This is a genomic window from Chryseobacterium sp. JK1, from assembly GCF_050632815.1.
Classification (GTDB): domain Bacteria; phylum Bacteroidota; class Bacteroidia; order Flavobacteriales; family Weeksellaceae; genus Chryseobacterium.
In genome coordinates this window covers 97678-119840 of sequence record NZ_JBODRU010000004.1, presented here as the reverse complement: position 1 = coordinate 119840, position 22163 = coordinate 97678, and the positions used below count along the sequence as shown (strand labels likewise).

Annotated in this window: 23 protein-coding genes; 17 read left to right on the top strand and 6 right to left on the bottom strand. The window is 35.1% G+C overall.

Annotation, left to right across the window (positions count from 1 at the left end; translation table 11 throughout):
- The first annotated feature begins 714 nt into the window (after positions 1–714).
- Genes ACQ76T_RS19440 through ACQ76T_RS19430 form a run of 3 tightly spaced genes read left to right on the top strand, consistent with a single transcriptional unit; the run spans position 715 to position 2898 of the window.
- Positions 715–1308, top strand: a complete 594-nt coding sequence (locus tag ACQ76T_RS19440; RefSeq protein ID WP_431344909.1) for a hypothetical protein — start codon at positions 715–717, stop codon at positions 1306–1308.
- A 53-nt stretch (positions 1309–1361) separates the two neighbouring features.
- Positions 1362–1934: a hypothetical protein gene (locus tag ACQ76T_RS19435; protein ID WP_431344908.1), complete on the top strand. Its 573-nt coding sequence runs from the start codon at positions 1362–1364 to the stop codon at positions 1932–1934.
- Positions 1918–2898 carry a hypothetical protein gene (locus tag ACQ76T_RS19430; RefSeq protein ID WP_431344907.1) on the top strand — a complete coding sequence of 327 codons (981 nt, stop codon included), beginning with the start codon at positions 1918–1920 and terminating at the stop codon, positions 2896–2898. Before ACQ76T_RS19435 ends, ACQ76T_RS19430 begins: the two co-directional genes overlap by 17 nt.
- A gap of 98 nt (positions 2899–2996) precedes the next feature.
- Here ACQ76T_RS19430 and ACQ76T_RS19425 read toward each other — a convergent pair whose 3' ends face one another.
- Positions 2997–3830, bottom strand: coding sequence for an OmpA family protein (locus ACQ76T_RS19425; RefSeq protein WP_431344906.1), 834 nt, complete (start codon positions 3828–3830; stop codon positions 2997–2999).
- Between the two features lie 87 nt (positions 3831–3917).
- Between ACQ76T_RS19425 and tilS the strand changes: the two genes are divergently transcribed.
- The 7 genes from tilS (at position 3918) to ACQ76T_RS19390 (ending at position 11239) form a co-directional block, all read left to right on the top strand.
- Positions 3918–5270 carry a tRNA lysidine(34) synthetase TilS gene (tilS, locus tag ACQ76T_RS19420; RefSeq protein WP_431344905.1) on the top strand — a complete coding sequence of 451 codons (1353 nt, stop codon included), beginning with the start codon at positions 3918–3920 and terminating at the stop codon, positions 5268–5270.
- A complete protein-coding gene (locus ACQ76T_RS19415; protein WP_431344904.1) occupies positions 5243–5821 on the top strand; it encodes an RNA polymerase sigma factor in 579 nt (192 codons plus the stop codon). Before tilS ends, ACQ76T_RS19415 begins: the two co-directional genes overlap by 28 nt.
- Positions 5822–5883: 62 nt before the next feature.
- Positions 5884–6297: a thioredoxin family protein gene (locus tag ACQ76T_RS19410; RefSeq protein WP_431344903.1), complete on the top strand. Its 414-nt coding sequence runs from the start codon at positions 5884–5886 to the stop codon at positions 6295–6297.
- Positions 6298–6586: 289 nt separating this feature from the next.
- A complete protein-coding gene (locus ACQ76T_RS19405) occupies positions 6587–8647 on the top strand; it encodes a cytochrome c biogenesis protein CcdA (RefSeq protein ID WP_431344902.1) in 2061 nt (686 codons plus the stop codon).
- A 213-nt stretch (positions 8648–8860) separates the two neighbouring features.
- Positions 8861–9382, top strand: coding sequence for a biopolymer transporter ExbD (locus tag ACQ76T_RS19400; protein WP_431344901.1), 522 nt, complete (start codon positions 8861–8863; stop codon positions 9380–9382).
- Between the two features lie 190 nt (positions 9383–9572).
- Complete coding sequence (locus ACQ76T_RS19395; protein ID WP_431344900.1) at positions 9573–10355, top strand: alpha/beta fold hydrolase; 783 nt, start codon at positions 9573–9575, stop codon at positions 10353–10355.
- A 71-nt stretch (positions 10356–10426) separates the two neighbouring features.
- Positions 10427–11239 (top strand): patatin-like phospholipase family protein, encoded by an 813-nt coding sequence (locus ACQ76T_RS19390; RefSeq protein WP_431344899.1) that lies wholly within the window; start codon positions 10427–10429, stop codon positions 11237–11239.
- Between the two features lie 65 nt (positions 11240–11304).
- On the opposite strand, the gene ACQ76T_RS19385 is transcribed toward ACQ76T_RS19390, so the two are convergent.
- Positions 11305–12309 carry a DHH family phosphoesterase gene (locus ACQ76T_RS19385; protein WP_431344898.1) on the bottom strand — a complete coding sequence of 335 codons (1005 nt, stop codon included), beginning with the start codon at positions 12307–12309 and terminating at the stop codon, positions 11305–11307.
- A gap of 234 nt (positions 12310–12543) precedes the next feature.
- On the opposite strand from ACQ76T_RS19385, the gene rpmH reads away from it, so the two are divergent.
- Together rpmH and ACQ76T_RS19375 are read left to right on the top strand one after the other, a co-directional pair.
- A complete protein-coding gene (gene rpmH / locus ACQ76T_RS19380) occupies positions 12544–12702 on the top strand; it encodes a 50S ribosomal protein L34 (protein ID WP_034701860.1) in 159 nt (52 codons plus the stop codon).
- Between the two features lie 154 nt (positions 12703–12856).
- Positions 12857–13567: a cell division ATP-binding protein FtsE gene (locus ACQ76T_RS19375; RefSeq protein WP_431344897.1), complete on the top strand. Its 711-nt coding sequence runs from the start codon at positions 12857–12859 to the stop codon at positions 13565–13567.
- Between the two features lie 45 nt (positions 13568–13612).
- On the opposite strand, the gene ACQ76T_RS19370 is transcribed toward ACQ76T_RS19375, so the two are convergent.
- From ACQ76T_RS19370 to ACQ76T_RS19360, 3 genes are read right to left on the bottom strand one after another with little or no spacing between them, the layout of a single operon-like run.
- Positions 13613–14320, bottom strand: a complete 708-nt coding sequence (locus tag ACQ76T_RS19370) for a tRNA1(Val) (adenine(37)-N6)-methyltransferase (protein ID WP_431344896.1) — start codon at positions 14318–14320, stop codon at positions 13613–13615.
- Positions 14320–15774, bottom strand: coding sequence for an ATP-binding protein (locus tag ACQ76T_RS19365; RefSeq protein WP_431344895.1), 1455 nt, complete (start codon positions 15772–15774; stop codon positions 14320–14322). Before ACQ76T_RS19365 ends, ACQ76T_RS19370 begins: the two co-directional genes overlap by 1 nt.
- Position 15775: 1 nt before the next feature.
- Positions 15776–16360, bottom strand: a complete 585-nt coding sequence (locus ACQ76T_RS19360; protein ID WP_431344894.1) for a riboflavin synthase — start codon at positions 16358–16360, stop codon at positions 15776–15778.
- Positions 16361–16408: 48 nt separating this feature from the next.
- On the opposite strand from ACQ76T_RS19360, the gene pdxA reads away from it, so the two are divergent.
- From pdxA to accC, 5 genes are all read left to right on the top strand, one after another.
- A complete protein-coding gene (gene pdxA, locus ACQ76T_RS19355) occupies positions 16409–17500 on the top strand; it encodes a 4-hydroxythreonine-4-phosphate dehydrogenase PdxA (RefSeq protein ID WP_431344893.1) in 1092 nt (363 codons plus the stop codon).
- 84 nt (positions 17501–17584) lie between these two features.
- Entirely contained in the window at positions 17585–18115 is a 531-nt protein-coding gene (locus ACQ76T_RS19350; protein WP_431344892.1) for a YceD family protein, read from the top strand.
- Between the two features lie 67 nt (positions 18116–18182).
- The gene (gene rpmF / locus ACQ76T_RS19345; RefSeq protein ID WP_007843326.1) at positions 18183–18386 is read left to right on the top strand and encodes a 50S ribosomal protein L32; all 204 of its coding nucleotides are present in this window, start codon (positions 18183–18185) and stop codon (positions 18384–18386) included.
- Positions 18387–18513: 127 nt separating this feature from the next.
- Positions 18514–18999: an acetyl-CoA carboxylase biotin carboxyl carrier protein gene (accB, locus tag ACQ76T_RS19340; RefSeq protein WP_422695562.1), complete on the top strand. Its 486-nt coding sequence runs from the start codon at positions 18514–18516 to the stop codon at positions 18997–18999.
- 98 nt (positions 19000–19097) lie between these two features.
- Complete coding sequence (accC, locus tag ACQ76T_RS19335) at positions 19098–20453, top strand: acetyl-CoA carboxylase biotin carboxylase subunit (RefSeq protein WP_431344891.1); 1356 nt, start codon at positions 19098–19100, stop codon at positions 20451–20453.
- Positions 20454–20506: 53 nt separating this feature from the next.
- Here accC and ACQ76T_RS19330 read toward each other — a convergent pair whose 3' ends face one another.
- Positions 20507–22162, bottom strand: coding sequence for a hypothetical protein (locus tag ACQ76T_RS19330; RefSeq protein WP_431344890.1), 1656 nt, complete (start codon positions 22160–22162; stop codon positions 20507–20509).
- Position 22163: the final 1 nt, after the last annotated feature.

Sequence of the window (22163 nt, the reverse complement as noted above, 5' to 3'; positions counted from 1 at the left end):
AGATTATTATCCTATATAAATGAATTCACAGGGAAAAACACATATAAAATACCGGGAAAATACGGATATCTTTTTTATCATATAAGTTATAAGTTTGCAAAGAGAACAAGGGGTAAAAACACTAAGTAAACAAGATGATTGCAGGAGAAACAAAAACTAACCATGAGAATCAAAAAGCCGTGATACCGAAAGGCAAAACGGATTCTTCTGTAAGAAAAACTAAGACTGAAATATCCAATTCATTTTTGCAAAGAATTATTTCGCTCTTGAAAAAAGAAGAATTAATTTGATTAAAAATAAATCCCGATCTCCTTCGGGATTTATTTTATTTAAAGCAAAGCTATTTCAGGTAATACCAGACATCATTGTCTGAAAGCCAGATCTACAATACAATCCCATTTCGGGTTAACCATTTTCCAAACTACACCCATCAACAAGCTTACGTACAGCTTTACTTTTAAGATACTTTTATCAATTTACCTGAAAAACAGACTATCCTGCTAAGGGTATTTGCCAAAGGTTATTCTATTTTCCACACAAGTCATTATATACTTGAAGTGAGCAAAACCTGATTTCAATCCATTAAGTATCTGAAATTCTATAGTTTTTCAAATTCCTGTTTGAAAAATACAATTTACAATCATTTAAAACATACAAAAAGGAGGGACCCGAAAATCCTAAACAGAGTAGGGATTTATTTCTAAAAACAACCACATGAAAACAAAAACATTATTGTTAATTGGGGTAATCGTGGGATTCGTTATTATTTTTTCCCAGCTGAAACCTCAGGAAATGTCTTTTTACAAAGACAAGGGCAACTACATCGTTGATAATAATTACCTCATCAAAGACGTAAAGAAGATCACAGATGAAGATATGAAAACATTACTGTCACTGCAAAAAATTCATCAAACCAGCCTCGGAGCCAATTTTATCATCTACAAAGTCAACCGACAATACATCATCCGTGGCTGCCTGTTAAAAGCCAATATTGACTGGAGAAAGTATGGAGATCTTAAAACAAAAGTGGATGGTATTATCAAAAAGTATGGAGCGAAAGAGCTAGGTACGAACTATTATTCTATCCAAAACAATCAGTTTGCCACAAATGCGGCACTTCTGAGCCAGAAAGACATCGCGTCTCTAAGCAAACTTACCGTAAGAGGTGCTGACGAATATACGATATGTCCTCCAACAATGGGAAGAAAGAACCTGACGAACGTAATTATGAAGTCTGTAAAAAACAATATGGCAATAGATCCTAAAATCAATGTGAAACTCAACAGTGTACTTGTTAACTACAAGTAATAACAGCAAAGGCTGCTTTGTAACCAAAACAGCCTTTCTTAAAATCTTCCGCTATGAAAAGAAAGCTTCAGTTATCAGGAATTTTCATTGTATTGTTAGTAGTTTTCATTATCGGGCTGAAAGGAACGTTTGATGGATATTATGGTTTTTACTATGAAAATAAAAGCTACCAGAAACCTATGCCTTACAGGATTTCTGAAAATATTACACAATCATTACCTATAAGTATATTTACATCTTATACAGGTTTTGATACAGGTTACGGTTTTTACGCACCTAATGTTGCCAGTGACTTTGTTCTGAATTTTGAACTGAAAGATAACAACGGAAAAATTTTAGAAGAGAAGTCTTTGCCTTATTTTAAAAGTAAAGAAAGCAGAGTAAGATATACCACCGTCTTCAATATGTTTCTCGATAAGCTCTCGGATAAAAACCAGTATGATAAAAAGTATTATCAGTATCTGGACATCATTATTCAACAGATTGCCCAAAACGTCATGAAAGAAAACCCTAAAGCCACCGACGTAACCACAAGGCTTTATCTATTTGACTACCCTACTATCGTTGATTTTAAAAAGGGTAAAAGGACTGAAAATTTTATTCTTGTCGATGAATTTAAACATTAAAATGATGAAAAAGCTCAACCTGATCTATCATCAAATAGAAAATTTCTTCTTTGCAAAAGATCATCAAACGGAATTTCTGATTTTCTTCAGGATTTCCATAGGAATGATTGTTCTGCTTCAGTTTCTAGCTGTAATGCCGGATTTTGATAAACTATTTTCAAGTAGCAGCATTATTCCACAAGATATTATGAATGTCTTTACGCCTGAATGGCTGATTACCTTTCCAAAAATAATTCATTTTCTTGAGGAGTTCGGAATTTCTGAAAGTACAACCACTATCATGATGAAAGTGTCATTTATTACATTGTGCACTTTTATCATTACCGGATTCTATTCCAGAGCTTCAGCATTTGCGTTGTTAATATTACAAATTGCCCTTTTGAAAGGAAGTTCTTTCTTTGCGTATGGGGCAGATTTCTTTACGAGTATGTCATTATTTTATCTGATCCTTTTCCCCGCTGATCATCGTTTTTCTCTCAGAAATTTTATTTTTAATAAAAAACCTACAGAGGTCAATATTACTCCTGTAAAAAGATTGTTCCAAATTCATATTTCCATTGCTTATTTCTTCTCGGGTTTGGATAAAATGTTAGGATTCAACTGGTGGAATGGTGAATCCATCTGGAAAGCAATCCATCTGCCTTATTCCAACAGAGATCTTAGCATTGATTTTACATGGTTGGCGGAACACTCATATTTTCTTATTATCATCGGATGGAGCACTATTTTGATTGAGATGCTTTATCCTCTTTTTATCTGGATTAAAACAACGCAAAAAACATGGTTATTCTTGACAATCTCCATGCATATAGGGATTGCAGTTGTCCTCAATCTGTATTATTTCTCAGCAATTATGATCGTGTGGAATATGACCAATTTCTACTTTGAACAACCTGCAACAAAAAAAGTTCCATCGTTGCGGAAAACAGTAAGAAATCCGATTCACAAACAGGTTATAGAATAAATTTATATCTAAAAATATCTTCCCCCTCTTGTCTCTACAACTGAAAACAAAAAAGCTGCATCATTTGACACAGCTTTTTTTATTTTATAGATTATTGACTATTTCTTTGGAGCAATATCCATCAGTTTCATAAATTCATCAAGTTTAGGCATAATGATGATTTCAGTTCTTCTGTTCTCTGATCTACCAGAAACGCTCATGTTTGTCGCTTTAGGGTTGTATTCAGAACGTCCACCTGCTGTAATTCTTGCAGGATCTACTCCAAACTGAGTCTGAAGAACTTTAGCAACAGAAGTACCTCTTAATGCAGAAAGATCCCAGTTGTCTCTTGGCAAGTTAGGAGAATTTAATGCTGCATTATCTGTATTACCTTCAATTAATACTGAATATTTATCGTAATCGTTAATTACTTTTGCTACTTTACCTAGCACTTCCTGAGCAGCAGGTAAGATGTTGTAGTCTCCTGTTTTGTATAACATTTTATCAGAAAGAGAGATCATTACCACTCCTTTCAATACTTTCACCTGTACATCCTGATCTGAAACATTATCCAAAGATCTTTTCAGTTTGTTAGACAATGCAAGGTTTAAGCTGTCATTTTTAGCATTACTTGAGATCAACTGCTTGATGTAAGAATTGGAAGAGTTGATTTCACCTACCAATTTATCGATATTAGCAGAGCTTTTTCCTGTGTTTGAAAGACAGGCATCAAGTGATGACTTTAAAGCATCATGTTGGCTTTTCAACAAATTGTTTTCACCTACTAATGCGGAGTTCTGAGATTTCAAATCCTGAATTTCTCTTTGTCTTTCTCCTACATTTTCAATACATTGTTTATAGTTTGAGCTCAAAGCGTCATACTGCTTCTTGCTAATACAAGATGTCATCCCCAACGCAACAGCAGAAACTGCTAAAATTTTTAAAATCTTCATAAGTAAACATTTTTAAAGAACTCAAAGTTAGGGAAATTCAATTGAATATTATCGGTTATCTTTGCATAAAAGAAATTCTCCACACATATGTTGGAAAAATCAAGCTTTATCTACCAATTAGCAACACTCGTTCAGCAACCCCTAAAACACACTTATCTTTTGGCCGTGAGCGGAGGGGCAGACTCGATGGTTTTGGCCACGCTATTCAAGGATTTAAAAGACAATTCGTCCGATTTGGAATACGAATTTCAGGTGGCACATATCAATTATAAACTACGTGGTAAAGATTCTGATCTGGACCAAAAAGTTGTACAGGATTTTTGTGAGAAAAATCATATTAAATTTCATTTATATGAAGTTTCGGGTAAGGATAAAAAGCCGGAAAATTCAATCCAGCTCTGGGCAAGAGAGCTGCGTTACCGCTTTTTTAAAGAAATTCAGGAAAAAGAAAGTCTAGAATTTCTGGTTACGGCACATCATCTGAATGATCAGCTGGAGACTTTTATCATCAACCTTTCCAAAGCTGCAGGCATCAATGGTCTGAGCGGGATTCCTTCACATGATAATAATATTCTCCGTCCGCTTTTGGAATTTTCTAAAGAAGATATCTATGAATTTGCCCGAGAAAATGTCATTGAATTTCGGGAAGATCTTTCGAATAAAAAAAGTGATTATCTGAGAAATAAAATTAGAAACGAAATTGTTCCTGCCCTGTTAGAAACGAATGATCATTTTCTAGATAATTTCAAAAAAAGTTCTTCTTACCTCAATCAAGCCAAAGATTTTGTTCAGGGTCAGATTCTGGAAATAGAAAATCGACTGACCTTATTTAACAAAGACCATAAAATCTTATCAAAAGAAAAGCTTGAGCAGGAAAGCGATTTTGTAAAATTTGAAATTTTAAAGAAATACGGTTTCAGCCAGAAAGAAGAGATTCCTAAAATTTTCAAGTCGGAAAACAACCGTTCTTTTTTCTCAAAAGATTATCAGTTAGTTGTTAATCGTGATGAATTGATTTTTATCAAAATTATTCACGAACAGGAAAAAAAGAATGAAACAGTTCTGATTGAACATTTTGATTTTTCTGAAAACCAGATTACCATCAATCTCGTAGATGATAGTGAAAACATTCATGAAATCGTAAAAGAGTTTGAATGGGATTTTGATGCAGAAAAGCTTCAATTTCCATTGCGTTTGAGAAAACAAAAAGATGGAGATGAGTTTTATCCAACTGGTTTTTCAGGTAAGAAGAAAGTTTCTAAGTTTTTCCGGGACCAAAAATTATCTGCTTTGACGAAGGAAAAGATCTGGTTATTATGTGACTCTGCCAACCATATCTTGGGAGTCATCCCTTTTAGACAGGATCGCAGATATCAGGCAGGCGGAACTACTCAAAAAAAGATAACGGTAAAGTGGACAGAAAAACAACTAATTCGTTAGCTGTTGATGATTTTAAGAAAGACAGCAATATAGCTTTTGGAATTTTATACCAACAGTATTTCGGTTATACCAAAAAATTTATTTTCAAGAATAAAGGAAATGTGGAAGATGCAGAAGATGTTTTTCAGGATGCGCTCCTCATTCTTTATGAAAAGCTGAATGCTGATGAGTTCAGGGTTCAAACCTGCCTGGGAAATTATATCATTGGTATTGTTAAAAATTTGTGGTTGAAGAAACTAAACAATCGAAATTTCTATGTAGCGTCTCCTGAAAGTTACTTCGTGGAACATCAGCAGGAAATAAGTACTGCTATTGAAAATGAAAAATATTATTGGGAAAAACTGATGGGTTATATGAAGTCTATTTCTTCCCATTGTCAGAATCTTATCCATGACATTTTTGTTGAAAATAAAAGTATTGAGGAAATTCAGGACAAATACCAGTATTCCAGCAGGCATAATGCTCAGAATCAAAAGTACAAATGTGTAGAGCAAATCAAAAAGATTAAAAATAAAAATATTTTTTCGACTGAAAATCATTCAATTACATAAAATAATTTTATTCCTGGGTGATTTTATTCTTTATTCGGGAACATCTTAAGAAAAAGAAATATATGTTCAAAAAAATCGTATTGAGCTTTCTTATACTAATAGGAATTTCATTAAGTGCACAAAGCAAAGGCATCAATTTTCAAAAAATTGATTTGGAGGCTGCGAAAAAAATCGCAGCAAAAGAGAATAAGCTAATTTTTATCGATCTGTTCACCACCTGGTGCGGGCCTTGTAAGCTCATGGCAAAAAAGACCTTTACGGATCCTAAAATTGGAGAGATGTTCAACAAGAATTTTGTAAACATTGGTATAGATGCAGAAAAAGAAGGGCTAAGCGTGGCCAAGGAGTTTAAAATTGTAAACTATCCTTCTTTTTTATTTCTGGATTCAAAAGGAAAATTGGTTCAGTATGACTTCGGATATTATAATCCTGAACAGTTTTTAGAAGTAGGAGCTTCTGTTTTGAAAAAGAAATAGCAAGTCAACAAAATCGATAAAATCAATAATTATTCTGAATAATACAATAAGCAACGCTTTTATTGCAATCAGAGGCAGAAGGCAGAATATTTTAAACCTCAGAGTAAAAAAAGAAAGTTTCTAAATTTTTTAGGGACAAAAAATTAGCTATTTTAGCGAGGCAAAAAATCTGGATACTGTCAAACAGGAAGGATTCTGTAATTGGAATCCTCTTTTTTCAGACAGCATGGAAGATATACAAAGCATGAGAAGACAAAGTGGAGTCTCAAAATTTTTAATGAAAGGAACAATGAAATTTAGAAATTGGTTTTTATTAATTCTACTATTTTTAGCAACGGGGATTAATGCACAGATAAAAAATCCTGTAAAGTTTAAATTCACCATCAACGATCTTGGCAACAACCAATACGAAGCAGTTTTGAATGCTACGATGGAAAAAGGATGGCACATTTACTCAAAAGATTTACCGGAAGATACGGGAATTCCTACTGAGTATAAAGTAACAGGAAAGAATATTGAATTGATCGGGAAATTTACCGAAGTAGGTAAAAAACATGAAGAATTTTCTGAAGCATTTGGAGGAACTATCGTATTCTATTCCAATTCCGCAGGATTTAAACAGAAATTCAAATTAAAAGATCCAACCAAACCGGCAGATGTCACTTCTGAAATCACTTATCAGACTTGTGACGACAGAGTTTGTCTGGCACCTAATACGTTAGAGTTCAATCAAAAAGTAACTCCAAAAGGAGCAACTGAAGAGACTGCCACTACAGAACCACAAAAAGATTCTGTAAAAACAGTTGAAACCGTTACAGAAGAGCCTTCAAAAGATGCAATGGTTATTACGGAGACCTCTAAACTTGATCCAAAGAAATTGAAAATTGAAACCATAGATTTCAAAAATCCTTTAACGGATTGTGGAACTGCTTCTGCTAAGGTAGATGAAAACTACTGGACTTATTTATTCTTAGGATTTATCGGAGGGTTAATTGCCTTACTGACGCCTTGTGTTTTCCCAATGATTCCTTTAACAGTTTCATTCTTTACAAAAGGAAGTAAAAATAAAGCAAAAGGGAAAAGAGATGCGTTGATCTATGGATTCTTCATTCTTATGATCTTCGTTTTATTAAGTATTCCTTTCCATATTATTGATGGAATTGCAGGAAATATCTTCAATGAGATTTCTACAAGTGTATGGCTGAACATTGCCTTCTTTATCATATTTATCTTCTTTGCCGGAAGTTTCTTCGGGTATTATGATATTACTCTGCCAAGTTCTATTGCCAATAAGTCTTCAAGAGCGGAAGAAGCTGGTGGAATCATCGGAATCTTCTTTATGGCTCTTACATTAGTAATCGTATCGTTCTCTTGTACAGGTCCTATCTTAGGAAGCTTACTGGGAAGTGCTGTTACAGGATCCTCAAATGTTCCGATGTTATTAACATTTGCTTTGGCTGGCTTTGGATTGGCATGGGCTATTGTTTTTGGACTTCTGGCTTTATTCCCACAAGCATTACAGAGCCTTCCTAAATCAGGAGGATGGATGAATACTGTAAAGGTAGTTTTAGGGTTTGTAGAACTTGCATTAGCATTGAAATTCTTGTCTAAAGCAGATCTTGTATCGAAAACATTCTTCTTAAAAAGAGAACTTTTTATTGCGATCTGGATCATTATTGCATTAGGATTGGCATTATACCTATTAGGCTTCATCAAATTCCCACATGATGATAAAAAACCTAAAATCTCTATCACAAGAAAGGTTTTGGGAGTTTTAGGAATTGGTTTTGTGGTTTATCTTGTTCAGGGATTAATTCCTTCTGAGCGTCCGAAACTTCAGCTGCTGAGTGGAATTTTGCCTCCATTGAATGTTAGCTATTTCCATGATGAAAAAGATGGAATTCTGGGAATGCATCCGGAACATGATTTCTTTAAAGCGATTGAAATTGCCAAAAAAGAAGGTAAACCTATCCTGATCGATTTCACCGGATATGGCTGTGAAAACTGTAGAAAAATGGAAGAGTTTGTATGGAGCGAACCGGATATTCTTCCCATTCTTCAAAATGATGTAGTACTGGCCTCTTTATATGTAGATGATAAAGAAGAGCTTCCTGAAGATCAAAAAACTAAGATTGATCTTGGAGACGGACAAATCAAAAAGGTAAAAACAATTGGTGACAGATGGAGCTTATTCCAGCAGGTTAACTTCAACAACAACTCTCAGCCACATTATGTTTTAATAACTCCGGACGGAAAAGTGATCAACACACCCGTTTCTGGATATATGCCAAAAGAGGACTTCAAAAAATTCTTAGAATGCGGAGTCAATTATTTCAAAAAAAACAAATAGATTTTACATCATAATAACTCAAGCCTTATCAATTTACTGATAAGGCTTTTTTAATGCTTTGATTTTAACAGTATTTAAGTGTATATCATCAGTTAAATTTCAAAAATAAAACGAATTTATCATTTAAGGCATAAACTTTGTATCAATTTCTCAAAACAACGATCGGGTTTTTATATTTTCATCAAATACCGTTTAACATTAAAAACAAACACTATGGCTGAAGTAATCGCGCAAGAGAAACAGGGCGGCAAACAAAAGAAAAAAATGATTCGAGTAGACATGACTCCAATGGTAGATTTAGGCTTTCTGTTGATCACCTTCTTCATGTTCACAACTAATTTCACAAAACCTAATGTAATGGATCTGGGGCTGCCCGCAAAGTCTCATGAGCCCCTAATCAACGAAAATGTGATCAAAGACAAAAACCAGGTAACTTTTATTCTGGGAAAAGACAACAGAGTATTTTATCATCAAAGTAATTCTACAGATTTGAATACAAGCAATCTTAAAGAAACCGATTTCAGTGGAATTAAAATCTCTAAAATTATCTCTGAAGCGTATAAAAATGCTCCCAACCAGGAAAATTTCACCATTATTATCAAGCCAACTGATGAAGCCAACTATAAAAACTTTGTAGATATGCTGGATAATATTGCCATTGCTAAAAAAGAGCGTTATGGCGTTACCGATATTAAACCTTGGGAAACAAAAATATATAAAGAGTTAGTTCAATAAAGTGAAGGCTGTTTCAGATATGAGACAGCCTTTTTTATTATAAACAAATTTATCATCTAAGAGGGATAGTTATACCATCTGTCCTTCTTCCTACTTTATTCCTCTTTTTTGTTTACATTTGAACACCCAATTCTTCAGAAATTTTCTGACGGATTCTGATTTTATTTTAACCTTTTATACATTTGAAATCATGCTGAACTTTGAAAGAAAAGGAAACGGAAAAGAAACACTCGTACTACTCCACGGCTTTATGGAAAACCTCTCCATATGGAATGACATGGAACCTCATCTTTCTAAGGATTTTTCATTGTTAAAAATTGATCTTCCCGGTCATGGAAAGTCTGAAATCTTAGGCGAAGTCCACACCATGGAACTGATGGCCGAGGAAGTAAAAAAAGTGTTGGATCATCAGAATTTAAAAGAAGTACATCTGCTGGGGCATTCTATGGGTGGCTACATATCCTTGGCTTTTGCAGAAAAATATCCAGACACATTAAAAAGTCTCACTTTATTTTTCTCCACTTATTTTGCAGATGATGAAGAAAAAAAACAACAGCGCATCAAAAGTTACAGAATCATCAAAGATGCTTTTGCGCACTATGCCAGAGCTGGAGTACCCAATCTTTTCAACCCCAACGAAAGAGATGTTCTGGAAGGAAAAATTGAAACAGCACTGGAAACAGCACTTTCTACCAACAACCTCGGCGCTCTTGCCTGTGTAAAAGGAATGGTGGAGAGAACAGATAAAAAACACATCATGCAAAATCTGGAAGCTAAAATCTTAGTCCTGGCTGGCAAACATGACAATGCTGTGAAAACAGAGGTGATGATCAAACATCTTCCGGACAGAACCAATATAAAATCTTATATTCTAGACTGTGGGCACAACGGCCATTGGGAAAAACCGGGAATCTGCGCAGAGATTATCAACACAGAGCTCCTTCATCATCTTCCTAAGAAACTGGTTTTTTAACGCTCAGATACAACAACCTTACCCCATACTTACGAAAAAATCCTGTATATTAGTAGAGGATAATTTTTGCAATGGCTTTATTTTCGTTCAAAAAAAAGAAACCACCGGTTATCGGACTTACACTTTCAGGCGGAGGAATGCGTGGGATTGCCCATATTGCTGTTCTGAAAGCTTTGGAAGAATATAACCTGAAACCCCATATTATCTCAGGAACCAGTGCTGGCTCTATTATCGGAGCCTTTTACTCATTTGGAAAAACACCGGATGAAATGATGGAGATTGTACGGCAGACTTCTTTTTTCTCCAGATCATCATTAAAGCTTTCAAAAAACGGAATCTTCAGTTCTAATTTTATTTTAAAACTGCTTAAAGATTACTTTCCGGAGGATAATTTCAATATTTTAGAAATCCCCGTTTATGTGACTGCTACAGAAATGACGCACGGTATCGTAGATTTCTTCTCTGAAGGAGAGCTTTTTGCTCCGTTATTAGCATCATCAAGCGTTCCTTTTATTCTTCCTCCGGTAAAAATTGGTGACAAAATCTACGTGGATGGTGGTGTTTTAGACAATCTTCCTATTGAACCTATCATCGATAAATGTGATTTCCTGATCGCTTCTCATGTTAACTCGCTCAGTTATGATGAACTGAACAAGATGAGCCTGATGAAAGAGTTCGACAGAATTCTCCATCTGGCTATAGCCAAGTCGGTCTATTCTAAAGTAAAATATTGTAATATTTTTTTAGATCCACCCAAAATGACGAAATACAGTCTTTTCAGCAAAAAAAACATGGATGAAATGTTCCAGCAAGTGTATGAATATACCTGTATAGAACTTGAGGAAAAAGGTTACAGCAAAGGATTAGGCTTAACGGTCCAATAAAGAACTGTAAAAAAGTTTCACAGTCTAATTTTAAGCACTCCTGTCTAATGGACAATTTTGTATGTCTACAGATTTTCTTCGATCAGTCTTGCTTTAAATATTTCGATGGTTCCCGGTAGCGAATCAACAGACTTTCCACCTGCAGCATTAATATGCCCTCCCCCATTAAAATATTTTCTGGAGAACTGATTCACATCAACATCATCCTTACTTCTGAAAGAAATTTTAATAAAATCTTCATACAGATCTTCCATGAAAAATGCAGACATTTTAACGCCCGCGATACTTAAACCATAGTTTACAAAGCCTTCTGTATCTCCTTTCTGGAAACCGAATTCTTTAAGTTCGTTTCTGGTAAGGCTCAAAATAGCTACTCTTCCATCGTTCACCACTTCTATTCTTCCCAGAACCAAAGCCAATAAATGAAGACGGGAAACCGTGTTGGTATCCCAGGTATTAGATGTAATCATAGCCGGATCTGCACCTTTTTCAATCAGATTGGCAATAATTCTGTGCGTAGCAGCACTTGTGGAGCGAAAACGGAAACCTCCGGTATCGGTCATAATCCCTGTATAAAGGCATTCTGCTACATCCTGATTCACCAGTTGTTCATCGTTCATTACTTCGATGAAATGATAGATCATCTGTGAAGTTGCAGGAATAACAGTATCTGAATAGACAAAATCAAATGGTTCCGGCTGCTGGTGATGATCAATAAGAATTTTCTTTCCTTGCGCTTTTACCAACCAGTCACCCAATAATCCTATTCTGGAAGGAGAATTGAAATCCAGACAGAAAATAACATCTGCTGTGGCAATAATATCAGACGCCAACTTTCTTTTATATTCAGCAATCGTTACTTTTTTAGCTTCCGGCATCCATTTCAGAAATTTTGGAAAATCATTAGGAACAATAACCTCAGCGTGGATTCCTTTTGCCTTTAAATAATGTTTCAATCCCAGGCTGGAACCAATAGCGTCACCATCAGGATTGTAATGGGTAAGGATAACGATCTTGTTTTCAGGTGTCAGTAATGTATTAATCTCTAAAAGTTCTGCTGGTGTAAACATCGGGTGTTTATTTTCGTTAAAATTAAAGTTTTCAAAGATAGAGCTTTTATATAAATCATCTACATATTATTTTTGTGGCTGAAATTGGTTTTGTTATCAGGGTTTACCAAAGACTGAGTAAAAAACCTAACATATAATTTTAAAAAAAGATCGTTAAAGTTTGTAACTTATAAAATTTTATATATCTTTGCAACCTGAAAATTAATAGATTAATTACGATTTAAACATATAGTAATGAGTAAAAGAACATTCCAGCCATCAGAAAGAAAAAAGAGAAACAAACACGGTTTCAGAGAAAGAATGTCTACGCCAAATGGAAGAAGAGTTTTGGCTGCGAGAAGAGCTAAAGGCAGAAAGAGTTTAACTGTAAGTGCTGCACGCGCTAAGAGATAATCTTTTTATTATCATATACAAAACATGCTTGAGAAGTTGCTTTTCAAGCATTTTTTGTTGTTAAAATTTACTAAAAATTACGTCAGATAGACTTCTTTTTTCTATTTTTAAAAGTTGAAATATTTTTATTAGAAACAGCCTTTAAAATTACATTATGCCACATACTAATATCTCCGGAGACAATATCATAAGTTTGCAGCACGCCAAGATTGCGCAAAAAAACTTTACCGTTCTTTCTGATGTAAATCTTAACATCAAAAAAGGAAGATTCTGCTATCTTATCGGGAAAACAGGTTCCGGAAAAAGTTCACTTTTAAAGACTCTTTACGGGCATATTCCTTTGGCATCAGGACATGGAGCGGTTGTAGGATTTGATCTTGCAAAGCTTAGACCTTCTGATATTCCTAACTTAAGAAGAAAATTAGGAATTGTATTTCAGGACTTCCAGCTACTTTCGGACAGAACGGTTGAAAAAAATCTAAAGTTCGTTCTGGAAGCTACAGGATGGAACGACAAAGTAAAAATAGAAGATCGCATCAACGAGGTTTTAGAAAGTGTGAACATGAAGAGCAAAAAGCACAAAATGCCACACGAACTTTCAGGAGGAGAACAACAGCGTATTGCTATTGCAAGGGCTCTTCTTAATCACCCTGATCTTATTTTGGCAGATGAGCCAACTGGAAACCTTGATCCTGAAACTTCCAACGAAATCATGACTCTACTGAAGCAGGTTGCCCTTGAGAATGGTGCTGCTGTAGTAATGGCGACTCACGATTACCATATGATTCAAAACTTCCCTGGAGAAGCCATCAGATGTGAAGATGGAAAAGTTTCTGTACTAGATACTGCAGAATTATTTGAATAAGAAATTAAAAGACTTGAAAATTACAGTGCTTATGTAATTACCGCTTTAATTATCAACCTTTTTTTTAAAGATATGAAACTCTTTTGTGAGTTCAAGATATTGGTCCGAGTATATTCTCGGACTTTTTTCTATAATAAAATCAGAATCTGAAATTTCTTCTTTATGAAGTGAAAACTCAAGGATTAATCTTTTTATTTTAGAGCTTTCAATACCTTTAATATTGACCCTACGATTTAGGAAAAGTCCCTTTTCTTCTGCAATGGAAACAAAAGATTCTCCTGCCTCAATGGGAATAATAACAGAAAGAAGTCCTTTTGGCGATACAATTTGAGCAGCACCGCTAATCAGCTGAATAAAGTTCAATTCAACCATTTGCCGGGCAATTTTATCTTTGCCTGAATCCGATTCTTCAAAATAAGGAGGATTGGAAACAATCAGATCAAACTTCACTTCTGTTTCAAAAGTTTTAAAGTCCAGATGTTTATTAGCCAGTCTGTTATGGAAAGGCGAATTTTCAAAATTAACTTTTGTAAGAGCAGCGGCTTCTTCATTAATATCCAAACCTAAGACCTTCGTTTGTAGGTTTCGCTGAGCCAGCATGAGAGAAATCAGCCCTGTTCCCGTCCCTACTTCTAAAGTATGGAAAACATTATTTACATTGGCCAACGCTCCAAGCAAAACACCGTCTGTCCCTACGCGGAAGACTTCTTTGGATTGCTGAATTTCAAACTGTTTAAACTTAAAAGGTTTCACTATAAATTAGTAGGAAGTGTGATAATGAATGTTGATCCCTTTCCTACTTCTGATTTCACAGAGATCTCTCCTTTATAATCCTCAATCATTTTTCTTACCATAGATAAGCCAAGTCCCATTCCACTGTTTTTGGAGGTAAAATTGGGTTCAAAAATTCTTTCGTACATATTTTCAGGAATTCCGATCCCGTTGTCCTGTACGGAAATAATAACCCTTCTCTGATGTTGTTCTACATCTACATTGATGATCAGTTTTCTCTCTTCACTTTCTGCCTGTTTGGCATTGGTAACAAGATTGGTGATGATTCTGGACAAGTAAATTCTGTCCATATTGATCATAATATTATTCTTATTAGCATGCATAAAGATACTGTCGTCATTGAATACACGGAGAATATCTTCTACCTCAGTATTAAGGTTAATGACTTCATTATTTTTTTCAGGAAGTTTTGCGAATTCTGAGAAAGCTGAAGCCACGGTAGCAATCAGGTCAATTTGATCTACCATGGTTTTGCTCATTAATTTTACTCTTTCTTTGATATTGGGATCCTGCGGATCAAATTTTCTTTCAAAGTTCTGAATAGTAAGCTTCATAGGAGTAAGAGGATTTTTCACCTCGTGCGCTACCTGCTTGGCCATTTCCCGCCATGCTTCTTCTGACGCCTTGAATCTTAATCTCTCTTTTTGATCCTGAATCTGAAGAATCATTCTGTTATAAGCTCTTGCCAAAGCATTAAGCTCATCATTTTTATAGTATCTGATAGGGCGCATTTCATTTTCAAATAATGTAATACGGGTAATCATATCAGAGAATTTGGTAATTGTTTTTGCCAGACTGTTGGAAGTTACCCAGCTAATCCAGATACTGAACAGGATCAGGAATATATCCACTAAAAGAATATATTTTACATACTGATGAAGAACATCCAGATAAGCAGACTCATTATGATATAAAGGAATATAGACAATACCGACCGGCTCCAGCTCATTGTTTTTCAGTAAAAGATAGGAAGAAGTCAGTTTAGCATCTTTTGCGGCATCATATCTCACCATATCTACTCTAGCATCGGTTGCCAGAATTCTGTTAACAATTTCTATAGGAATTGTTTTCTGATCTACCAAAGCTTCATCTTTACTGGAAAGAAGATAGTTCCCTGCTAAATCATAAATAACAATGTCGTGCTGGTTGATATCCGCAATTTCAAAGATTTTATTCCCTAAAACTTTCGGAAGGTCTTTTGTTTCTACAAGCGTTTGGCTTACCGCATAGTCGAGATACCGCATTACAGCATTCGTCTTCTCCTGCATATCGATCGTACTCTGCTGCAGAGAGTTATTCCTTAAAACAAAATAAGGAACAAGCGAAGTTGCGACAACACTTAAGAAACATACCAGTAAGAACCCGAAAAATACGCGATTTCTTAAGCTATATCCTTTATATTTATTGATTGACATCCTACTTTTTAATTAACCTAGCAATATACTTACCAATAATATCAAATTCCAGGTTAACTTGATCACCAATTTTTAAATGTTTCATATTGGTAAATTCCCATGTGTAAGGAATAATTGCCACAGAAAACTGCGCATCTTCACTTTTTGCTACGGTAAGGCTGATTCCATTTACGGTAATAGACCCCTGAGGTACTGTTACAAAACTTCCATCGTTCTCATATTTCATGGTAATAAAATAGCTTCCGTCTTTATTTTCAATTCCTACGACCTCACCCGTTTTATCAACGTGTCCCTGAACAATATGACCGTCTAATCTACCGTCCATTTTCATACAACGCTCAAGGTTAACCACCGTTCCCAATTCCCATTTTCCAAGATTGGTTTTTTCTAAAGTTTCGTTGATTGCGGTTACTACATATTGGGTATCTTTAATCTCAACCACAGTAAGACAACACCCGTTGTGAGCCAGACTCTGATCAATTTTAAGTTCGTTTGTAAAAGGGCAGGTCAGGGTAAAATCGATATTGCTTCCCTTCTCTTCTATTTTTTCAATAACACCAACTGCTTCAATAATTCCTGTGAACATATTATTTTTTGCTAAATTTGTAAATTATAATCTTCAAAGATAATCAAAATGAGCCCAAAAAACCATAAAGTACGAGTAGGAATTTCAATCGGTGATTTCAACGGCATCGGTCCGGAGATCATTATGAAGTCTCTGAAAGACAAAACTATTACGGATTTTTTCACTCCTGTAATTTTTGGTTCGGGAAAACTATTCACTTATCAGAAAAATATTTTTAAGCTGAATCTTAATTTCAACTATGTTAACGAGGCTTCTCAGGCTCAACCGGGAAAACTCAATATGGTGAATCTTACCAAGGAAAACGTTAATGTAGAATTGGGAGTTCCTACCGAAGAATCTACCAAAATGGCGATTGATTCTCTGGAAGCGGCTACGGAAGCTTTAATGAGAGGAGATATTGATGTGCTTGTAACCGCTCCCATCAACAAAGATGAGATGGTAAAAATGGGCTTTAAACACACTGGCCACACCGGCTATTTTGAGGAGAAATTCAGCAAAAAGGGATTGATGTTCCTTGTTACTGAAGACCTTAAGGTAGCTGTTTCTACCCATCATATTCCGATTTCTCAGGTTGCAGAAAATCTTTCCAAGGATAAGATCAAGAAACAGATCAGAGTATTGAATCAGACTCTTATTGAAGACTTCTGCATTCAGAAACCCAAAATCGCAGTGTTGGGATTAAATCCTCATGCTGGCGATGGTGGTGTTATCGGGACAGAAGAAATAGAGATCATCGCTCCGGCAATCAAAGAACTTTCTGATAATGGAATACTGGCATTCGGGCCTTTCCCGGCAGACAGCTTTTTCCAACCTAATAAATACAAGAATTTTGATGCAGTTTTAGCCATGTACCATGATCAGGGGTTAGCTCCTTTCAAAACACTGGCTTATGAGGAAGGAGTGAATTATACGGCAGGTTTACCTTTTATCAGAACATCTCCCGACCACGGAGTTGCCTATGATATTGCCGGAAAAAACATTGCCGATGAACAGAGTTTTACAGAAGCTATTTTCACTGCTATTAAGATTTTCAAAAACAGAAGTGAATACAGTGATCTGATGAACAACCGCCTTCAGCCTAGAAAAATGGTTGTTGATAACGGAATAGACGAGGATCTTCCTGAGGAAACTGAAGCATAAATCGTTGAAACAAATTTTAAATTAATTTGTTTGAGATTTTATTTGTTATTATAAAAAAAATGCATATTTTTGCACACTCATTTTATGGACAAGTTAAGAAACTATGACGTAAGCTTTTCCGGACTTAAAAACGGAAAACACGAGTTCAAGTTTGAGATAGATAAAACGTTCTTTCAATTATTTGACACTGAGCAAGAATTTACAAATCCTAGAATAAAAGCAGATGTTTTATTAGATAAGCATACGACTTTTTTAGAATTTGAAATTAAAATAAATGGTTTGGTTGAATTGGTTTGTGATATAACAAATGAAGATTTCGACTATCCTATTGAGAATGAAATCAAAATTCTGGTGAATTTCGGGGAAGAATATGATGACAGCAATGAAGATGTTATTACTATTCCTGCAAGCGACCATGCATTCAATATAGCGCATTTGATCTATGAAAATGTAATGCTATCCATCCCTATGAAAAAGATTTCACCTAATGTGAATGATGAAGACATGAAAATTCTTGACCAGTTCAGCCCGAAAGATATTGAGGAAGCTGAAGAGGAAGAACATGAAAGTGACCCTAGATGGGATGCTTTAAGAAAATTAAGAGACAATAATTAAATAGAATAATTTAAATATGATGAGATGATGAATCTCATCGCTCATCAATTAAAAAAGTTATTAGAAAATGGCACATCCAAAGAGAAGACAGTCGTCTACAAGAAGAGATAAGAGAAGAACTCACTACAAAGCTGTAGTTCCTCAATTAGCTAAAGATGCAACAACAGGAGAGCTTCACCTTTACCACAGAGCTCACTGGCATGAAGGAAAACTTTACTACAGAGGTAAAGTAGTATTGGAAAAAGAAGTAGCTACTACTGAAGAAAACTAAGAGTCGCTTTTCACTGAAAAAGCCTCATTTTAATACAAAAACCGCCCAATTTTGATAAAATTTGGCGGTTTTTTGTTGTTTTTTACGTTTTTTTGGTATCTTTGGCATCAAATCAAATATCAAATTTATGGACATTAAAGACATACAAAATCTTATCAAGTTTGTATCTAAGGCTGAAGTTTCAGAAGTGAAGTACAAAACTAAAGATTTCGAAATCACTATTAAAACTCCATTAGCTGGAAGCGACGCTGTTTATGCACAACCTGCAGTATACCACACAGCACCACAAGCGGTAGCTGCTCCGGCACCTGTAGCTGCAACTCCTGCTGCTGCCCCTGCTGAAAAAGCTGAAGCGGCTTCTGATGACAGCAAATATGTAACCATCAAATCTCCAATGATCGGTACATTCTACAGAAAGCCATCTCCTGATAAAGATGTATTCGCAAACGTAGGTGACGAAGTTTCTGTAGGTAAAGTAGTTTGTGTAATTGAAGCAATGAAGTTATTCAACCAGATTGAATCTGAGATCAGCGGAAAAATCGTTAAGATCTTAGTAGATGATGCTACTCCGGTAGAATACGACCAACCATTATTCTTAGTAGATCCATCTTAATTTAGAAGTTAGATGTTAGACATTAGATGTTAGATTAAATTCTACATTAAAATAACATTATCTAATTTTCAAATTATCTAATTTTCAAATTGAAGAAGATGTTCAAAAAAATATTAATAGCCAATCGTGGCGAAATTGCAATGCGTATTTTACGTACTTGTAAAGAAATGGGAATCAAAACTGTTGCAGTATACTCTACTGCTGATAAAGACAGTCTTCATGTAAGATTTGCTGATGAAGCTGTTTGTATTGGTCCTGCTATGAGTAAAGACTCATACCTTAAAATTCCTAACATTATTGCTGCTGCGGAAATCACCAATGCTGACGCTATTCACCCAGGTTACGGATTCCTATCTGAAAATGCTAACTTCTCAAGAATCTGCCAGAAGAACGGTATCAAATTTATTGGTGCTTCTCCTGAACAGATCGAAAAAATGGGAGATAAAGCTAATGCTAAAGCTACCATGAAAGCTGCCGGGGTACCTTGTGTACCTGGTTCAGACGGATTAATTGAATCTTATGAGCACGCTGTAAAAATAGCTGAAGAAACAGGATACCCTGTAATGATCAAAGCAACTGCCGGTGGTGGTGGAAAAGGAATGAGAGCGGTTTGGAAAGCTGAAGATCTTAAAGAACACTGGGAATCTGCTATTCAGGAAGCTGTAGCTGCCTTTGGAAACGGAGGTATGTATATGGAAAAACTGATTGAAGAACCTAGACACATCGAAATTCAGGTAGCTGGTGACCAATATGGTAAAGCTTGCCACCTTTCTGAAAGAGACTGTTCTGTACAAAGAAGAAATCAGAAACTGACTGAAGAAACTCCTTCTCCTTTCATGACAGACGAACTTCGTGAGAAAATGGGTGACGCCGCTGTAAAAGCAGCAGAATTCATTGGATACGAAGGTGTAGGAACTATCGAATTCCTTGTAGACAAGCACAGAAATTTCTATTTCATGGAAATGAATACAAGAATCCAGGTAGAACACCCTATTACTGAGCAGGTAATTGATTATGACCTGATCAGAGAACAAATTCTTCTTGCTGCAGGAACTCCTATTTCAGGAATCAACTATTATCCTAAATTGCATTCTATTGAATGTAGAATCAACGCAGAAGATCCTTACGCAGACTTCAGACCGTCTCCAGGAAAAATCACTGGATTAAACATTCCTGGTGGACACGGAATCCGAGTAGATACTCACGTATATTCTGGATATACAATCCCTTCTAACTATGACTCAATGATTGCAAAGATCATCACTACGGCGCAGACCCGTGAGGAAGCTATTGCAAAAATGAGACGTGCTCTTGAAGAATTCTATATTGAAGGAGTAAAAACTACTATTCCTTTCCACAGACAACTGATGGATCATGAAGATTATCTTGCAGGAAACTATACTACAAAATTCATGGAAGATTTTGTAATGGATAAAAAATATGATAATCACTAAGATTATTATCATTGATATAAAAGCAGGCGGTTTTCAGAACCGCCTGTTTTCTTTTATAAATCATAGAATTCTTCACCATCTTCACTTAGCCAGCCCGCTTTTCCTGTTTCATCTTCAAAACGAGAAAAACGCATTGTAAGATCATCCAGCTTTGTGTATTTTATCTTTACATCTTTCAAGAAAGTAGATCTCGGAGAATACAATCCCAGTTTATCACCATTTCTTACTTTGTAATAGCTATCAGACACAAAATTGCTGTTAGAGAAATTATAAGTACAGGCATAATCTCCCTTAAGATTTAAAAGTGGTAAATCTGCTTTAAGATCTAAAATCTCATCATAGGAACTATTAGGATTGCTCTCAGACCTTCCTAAATCGTAGTAATTTACAAGGTAAAACGGCAGCTCTTTATTTTCTTCAGAAATAGTAACAAAAAAAGGAGTCCACTTATTTTCCTTGTTCTTTCTTTTCAAAACAACTACCATAGGTTTCGATTCAGAAGATTTTTGAAATAAAAATTCTTTATCACCTTTATTAATGTATGAAACACCTTCAAACGGATTCTGAAAAGAATATTTATTTTCTTTCCTTATCCAATCACTTCCCAAAGGTGGATGATATGATGAAATTCCAGTATAAGATATAGTCTGATTTAAGGTAAATTCTTTTTCATCAAATTCAAAATTAATCTTTTCGCTTCTGGACATCCCCATTGTGGTCCCACAAAATTCAAGTTCTCCTAAATTGTTATAGAATTTTGACGTTTTAGATTTTTTATAAATATCCTCTACTGTTTTTATTTTATTCCCTTCCAGTACAGAATAAACAATCAATCCATCATAAGTAGGTCTATGTTTCGTAAATTTAGGATTGAATGTGGCAGGCAAGATTTTCCTATACCCTTTTTCCATAAGCTTATTTCCGTAGAAATCATAAAAATACCACAATCCATTTTCCTTTGCTAAAATGGCATCACCAGAAATAATAATTTTTTCAAATTCCATAGGTAGAACAACCCTATTAGTATCATCATTCACTCCATACATTATTTTGTTTCCTACAGAAACCTGACTGATTTCTAAAGCCTTAGAATTGAAGAAATTAGCAAAATTTGTTCCCGTAAATACCACTTCATTCTCTCCGAAGATTGTTTTAAACAGATTTTTAGCATCAAAAAGAAATATCCTGCGCTCTATTACTAAAAAGGTTATACCTTCAATTTTCTGCAGATAATATTTCTTTTCGGAGTTCTCTTTTTCCTCATTACGCTTATTCGCAACCCCTTCACACAATTCTGGCAGAATAAGCTGATCCGAATAGCTTCTACCCCTCCGCACATTATCTGTTAAAAAAAAAGAACCATAGAAACAGTAAGAATCTGTTGTATTATCTCTTTTATCAATTACTTTAAACGATCTATTTCTGTACTTATCAAACTCTTTGACGTCATCTGTCTTAATTGAGCTGAGAGGTAAAAGACCTTTTAAAAAATCATGTTCTTCTTCCTGATTTTTGTATGTTTCTATCTTCGTTTCTATCAACTCAATTTCTTTACCTGCTTTATATTTTTCAACTTTATATGTTAATTCTTTTTGAAAAGAGTAGACACGAAATTCTGGATTCCAATTTTGAAACAGAAGATATTTTTTATCCTGAGCATTCACCATAGATAAAAATATTGTCAAAATAATCAATAAGAGTTTTTTCATT

What these genes read in the sequence shown, in the direction of transcription:
- ACQ76T_RS19435 (WP_431344908.1), top strand. Translation starts at nt 1,362, where the DNA reads ATGAAAAGAAAGCTTCAGTTATCAGGAATTTTCATTGTATTGTTAGTA.
- ACQ76T_RS19395 (WP_431344900.1), top strand. Translation starts at nt 9,573, where the DNA reads ATGCTGAACTTTGAAAGAAAAGGAAACGGAAAAGAAACACTCGTACTA.
- ACQ76T_RS19330 (WP_431344890.1), bottom strand. Translation starts at nt 22,162, where the DNA reads ATGAAAAAACTCTTATTGATTATTTTGACAATATTTTTATCTATGGTG.
- pdxA (WP_431344893.1), top strand. Translation starts at nt 16,409, where the DNA reads ATGAGCCCAAAAAACCATAAAGTACGAGTAGGAATTTCAATCGGTGAT.
- accB (WP_422695562.1), top strand. Translation starts at nt 18,514, where the DNA reads ATGGACATTAAAGACATACAAAATCTTATCAAGTTTGTATCTAAGGCT.
- ACQ76T_RS19360 (WP_431344894.1), bottom strand. Translation starts at nt 16,360, where the DNA reads ATGTTCACAGGAATTATTGAAGCAGTTGGTGTTATTGAAAAAATAGAA.
- ACQ76T_RS19405 (WP_431344902.1), top strand. Translation starts at nt 6,587, where the DNA reads ATGAAATTTAGAAATTGGTTTTTATTAATTCTACTATTTTTAGCAACG.
- ACQ76T_RS19385 (WP_431344898.1), bottom strand. Translation starts at nt 12,309, where the DNA reads ATGTTTACACCAGCAGAACTTTTAGAGATTAATACATTACTGACACCT.
- ACQ76T_RS19365 (WP_431344895.1), bottom strand. Translation starts at nt 15,774, where the DNA reads ATGTCAATCAATAAATATAAAGGATATAGCTTAAGAAATCGCGTATTT.
- ACQ76T_RS19425 (WP_431344906.1), bottom strand. Translation starts at nt 3,830, where the DNA reads ATGAAGATTTTAAAAATTTTAGCAGTTTCTGCTGTTGCGTTGGGGATG.
- tilS (WP_431344905.1), top strand. Translation starts at nt 3,918, where the DNA reads ATGTTGGAAAAATCAAGCTTTATCTACCAATTAGCAACACTCGTTCAG.
- ACQ76T_RS19440 (WP_431344909.1), top strand. Translation starts at nt 715, where the DNA reads ATGAAAACAAAAACATTATTGTTAATTGGGGTAATCGTGGGATTCGTT.
- ACQ76T_RS19410 (WP_431344903.1), top strand. Translation starts at nt 5,884, where the DNA reads ATGTTCAAAAAAATCGTATTGAGCTTTCTTATACTAATAGGAATTTCA.
- accC (WP_431344891.1), top strand. Translation starts at nt 19,098, where the DNA reads ATGTTCAAAAAAATATTAATAGCCAATCGTGGCGAAATTGCAATGCGT.
- ACQ76T_RS19350 (WP_431344892.1), top strand. Translation starts at nt 17,585, where the DNA reads ATGGACAAGTTAAGAAACTATGACGTAAGCTTTTCCGGACTTAAAAAC.
- ACQ76T_RS19375 (WP_431344897.1), top strand. Translation starts at nt 12,857, where the DNA reads ATGCCACATACTAATATCTCCGGAGACAATATCATAAGTTTGCAGCAC.
- ACQ76T_RS19430 (WP_431344907.1), top strand. Translation starts at nt 1,918, where the DNA reads ATGAATTTAAACATTAAAATGATGAAAAAGCTCAACCTGATCTATCAT.
- ACQ76T_RS19390 (WP_431344899.1), top strand. Translation starts at nt 10,427, where the DNA reads ATGGCTTTATTTTCGTTCAAAAAAAAGAAACCACCGGTTATCGGACTT.
- rpmF (WP_007843326.1), top strand. Translation starts at nt 18,183, where the DNA reads ATGGCACATCCAAAGAGAAGACAGTCGTCTACAAGAAGAGATAAGAGA.
- ACQ76T_RS19400 (WP_431344901.1), top strand. Translation starts at nt 8,861, where the DNA reads ATGGCTGAAGTAATCGCGCAAGAGAAACAGGGCGGCAAACAAAAGAAA.
- rpmH (WP_034701860.1), top strand. Translation starts at nt 12,544, where the DNA reads ATGAGTAAAAGAACATTCCAGCCATCAGAAAGAAAAAAGAGAAACAAA.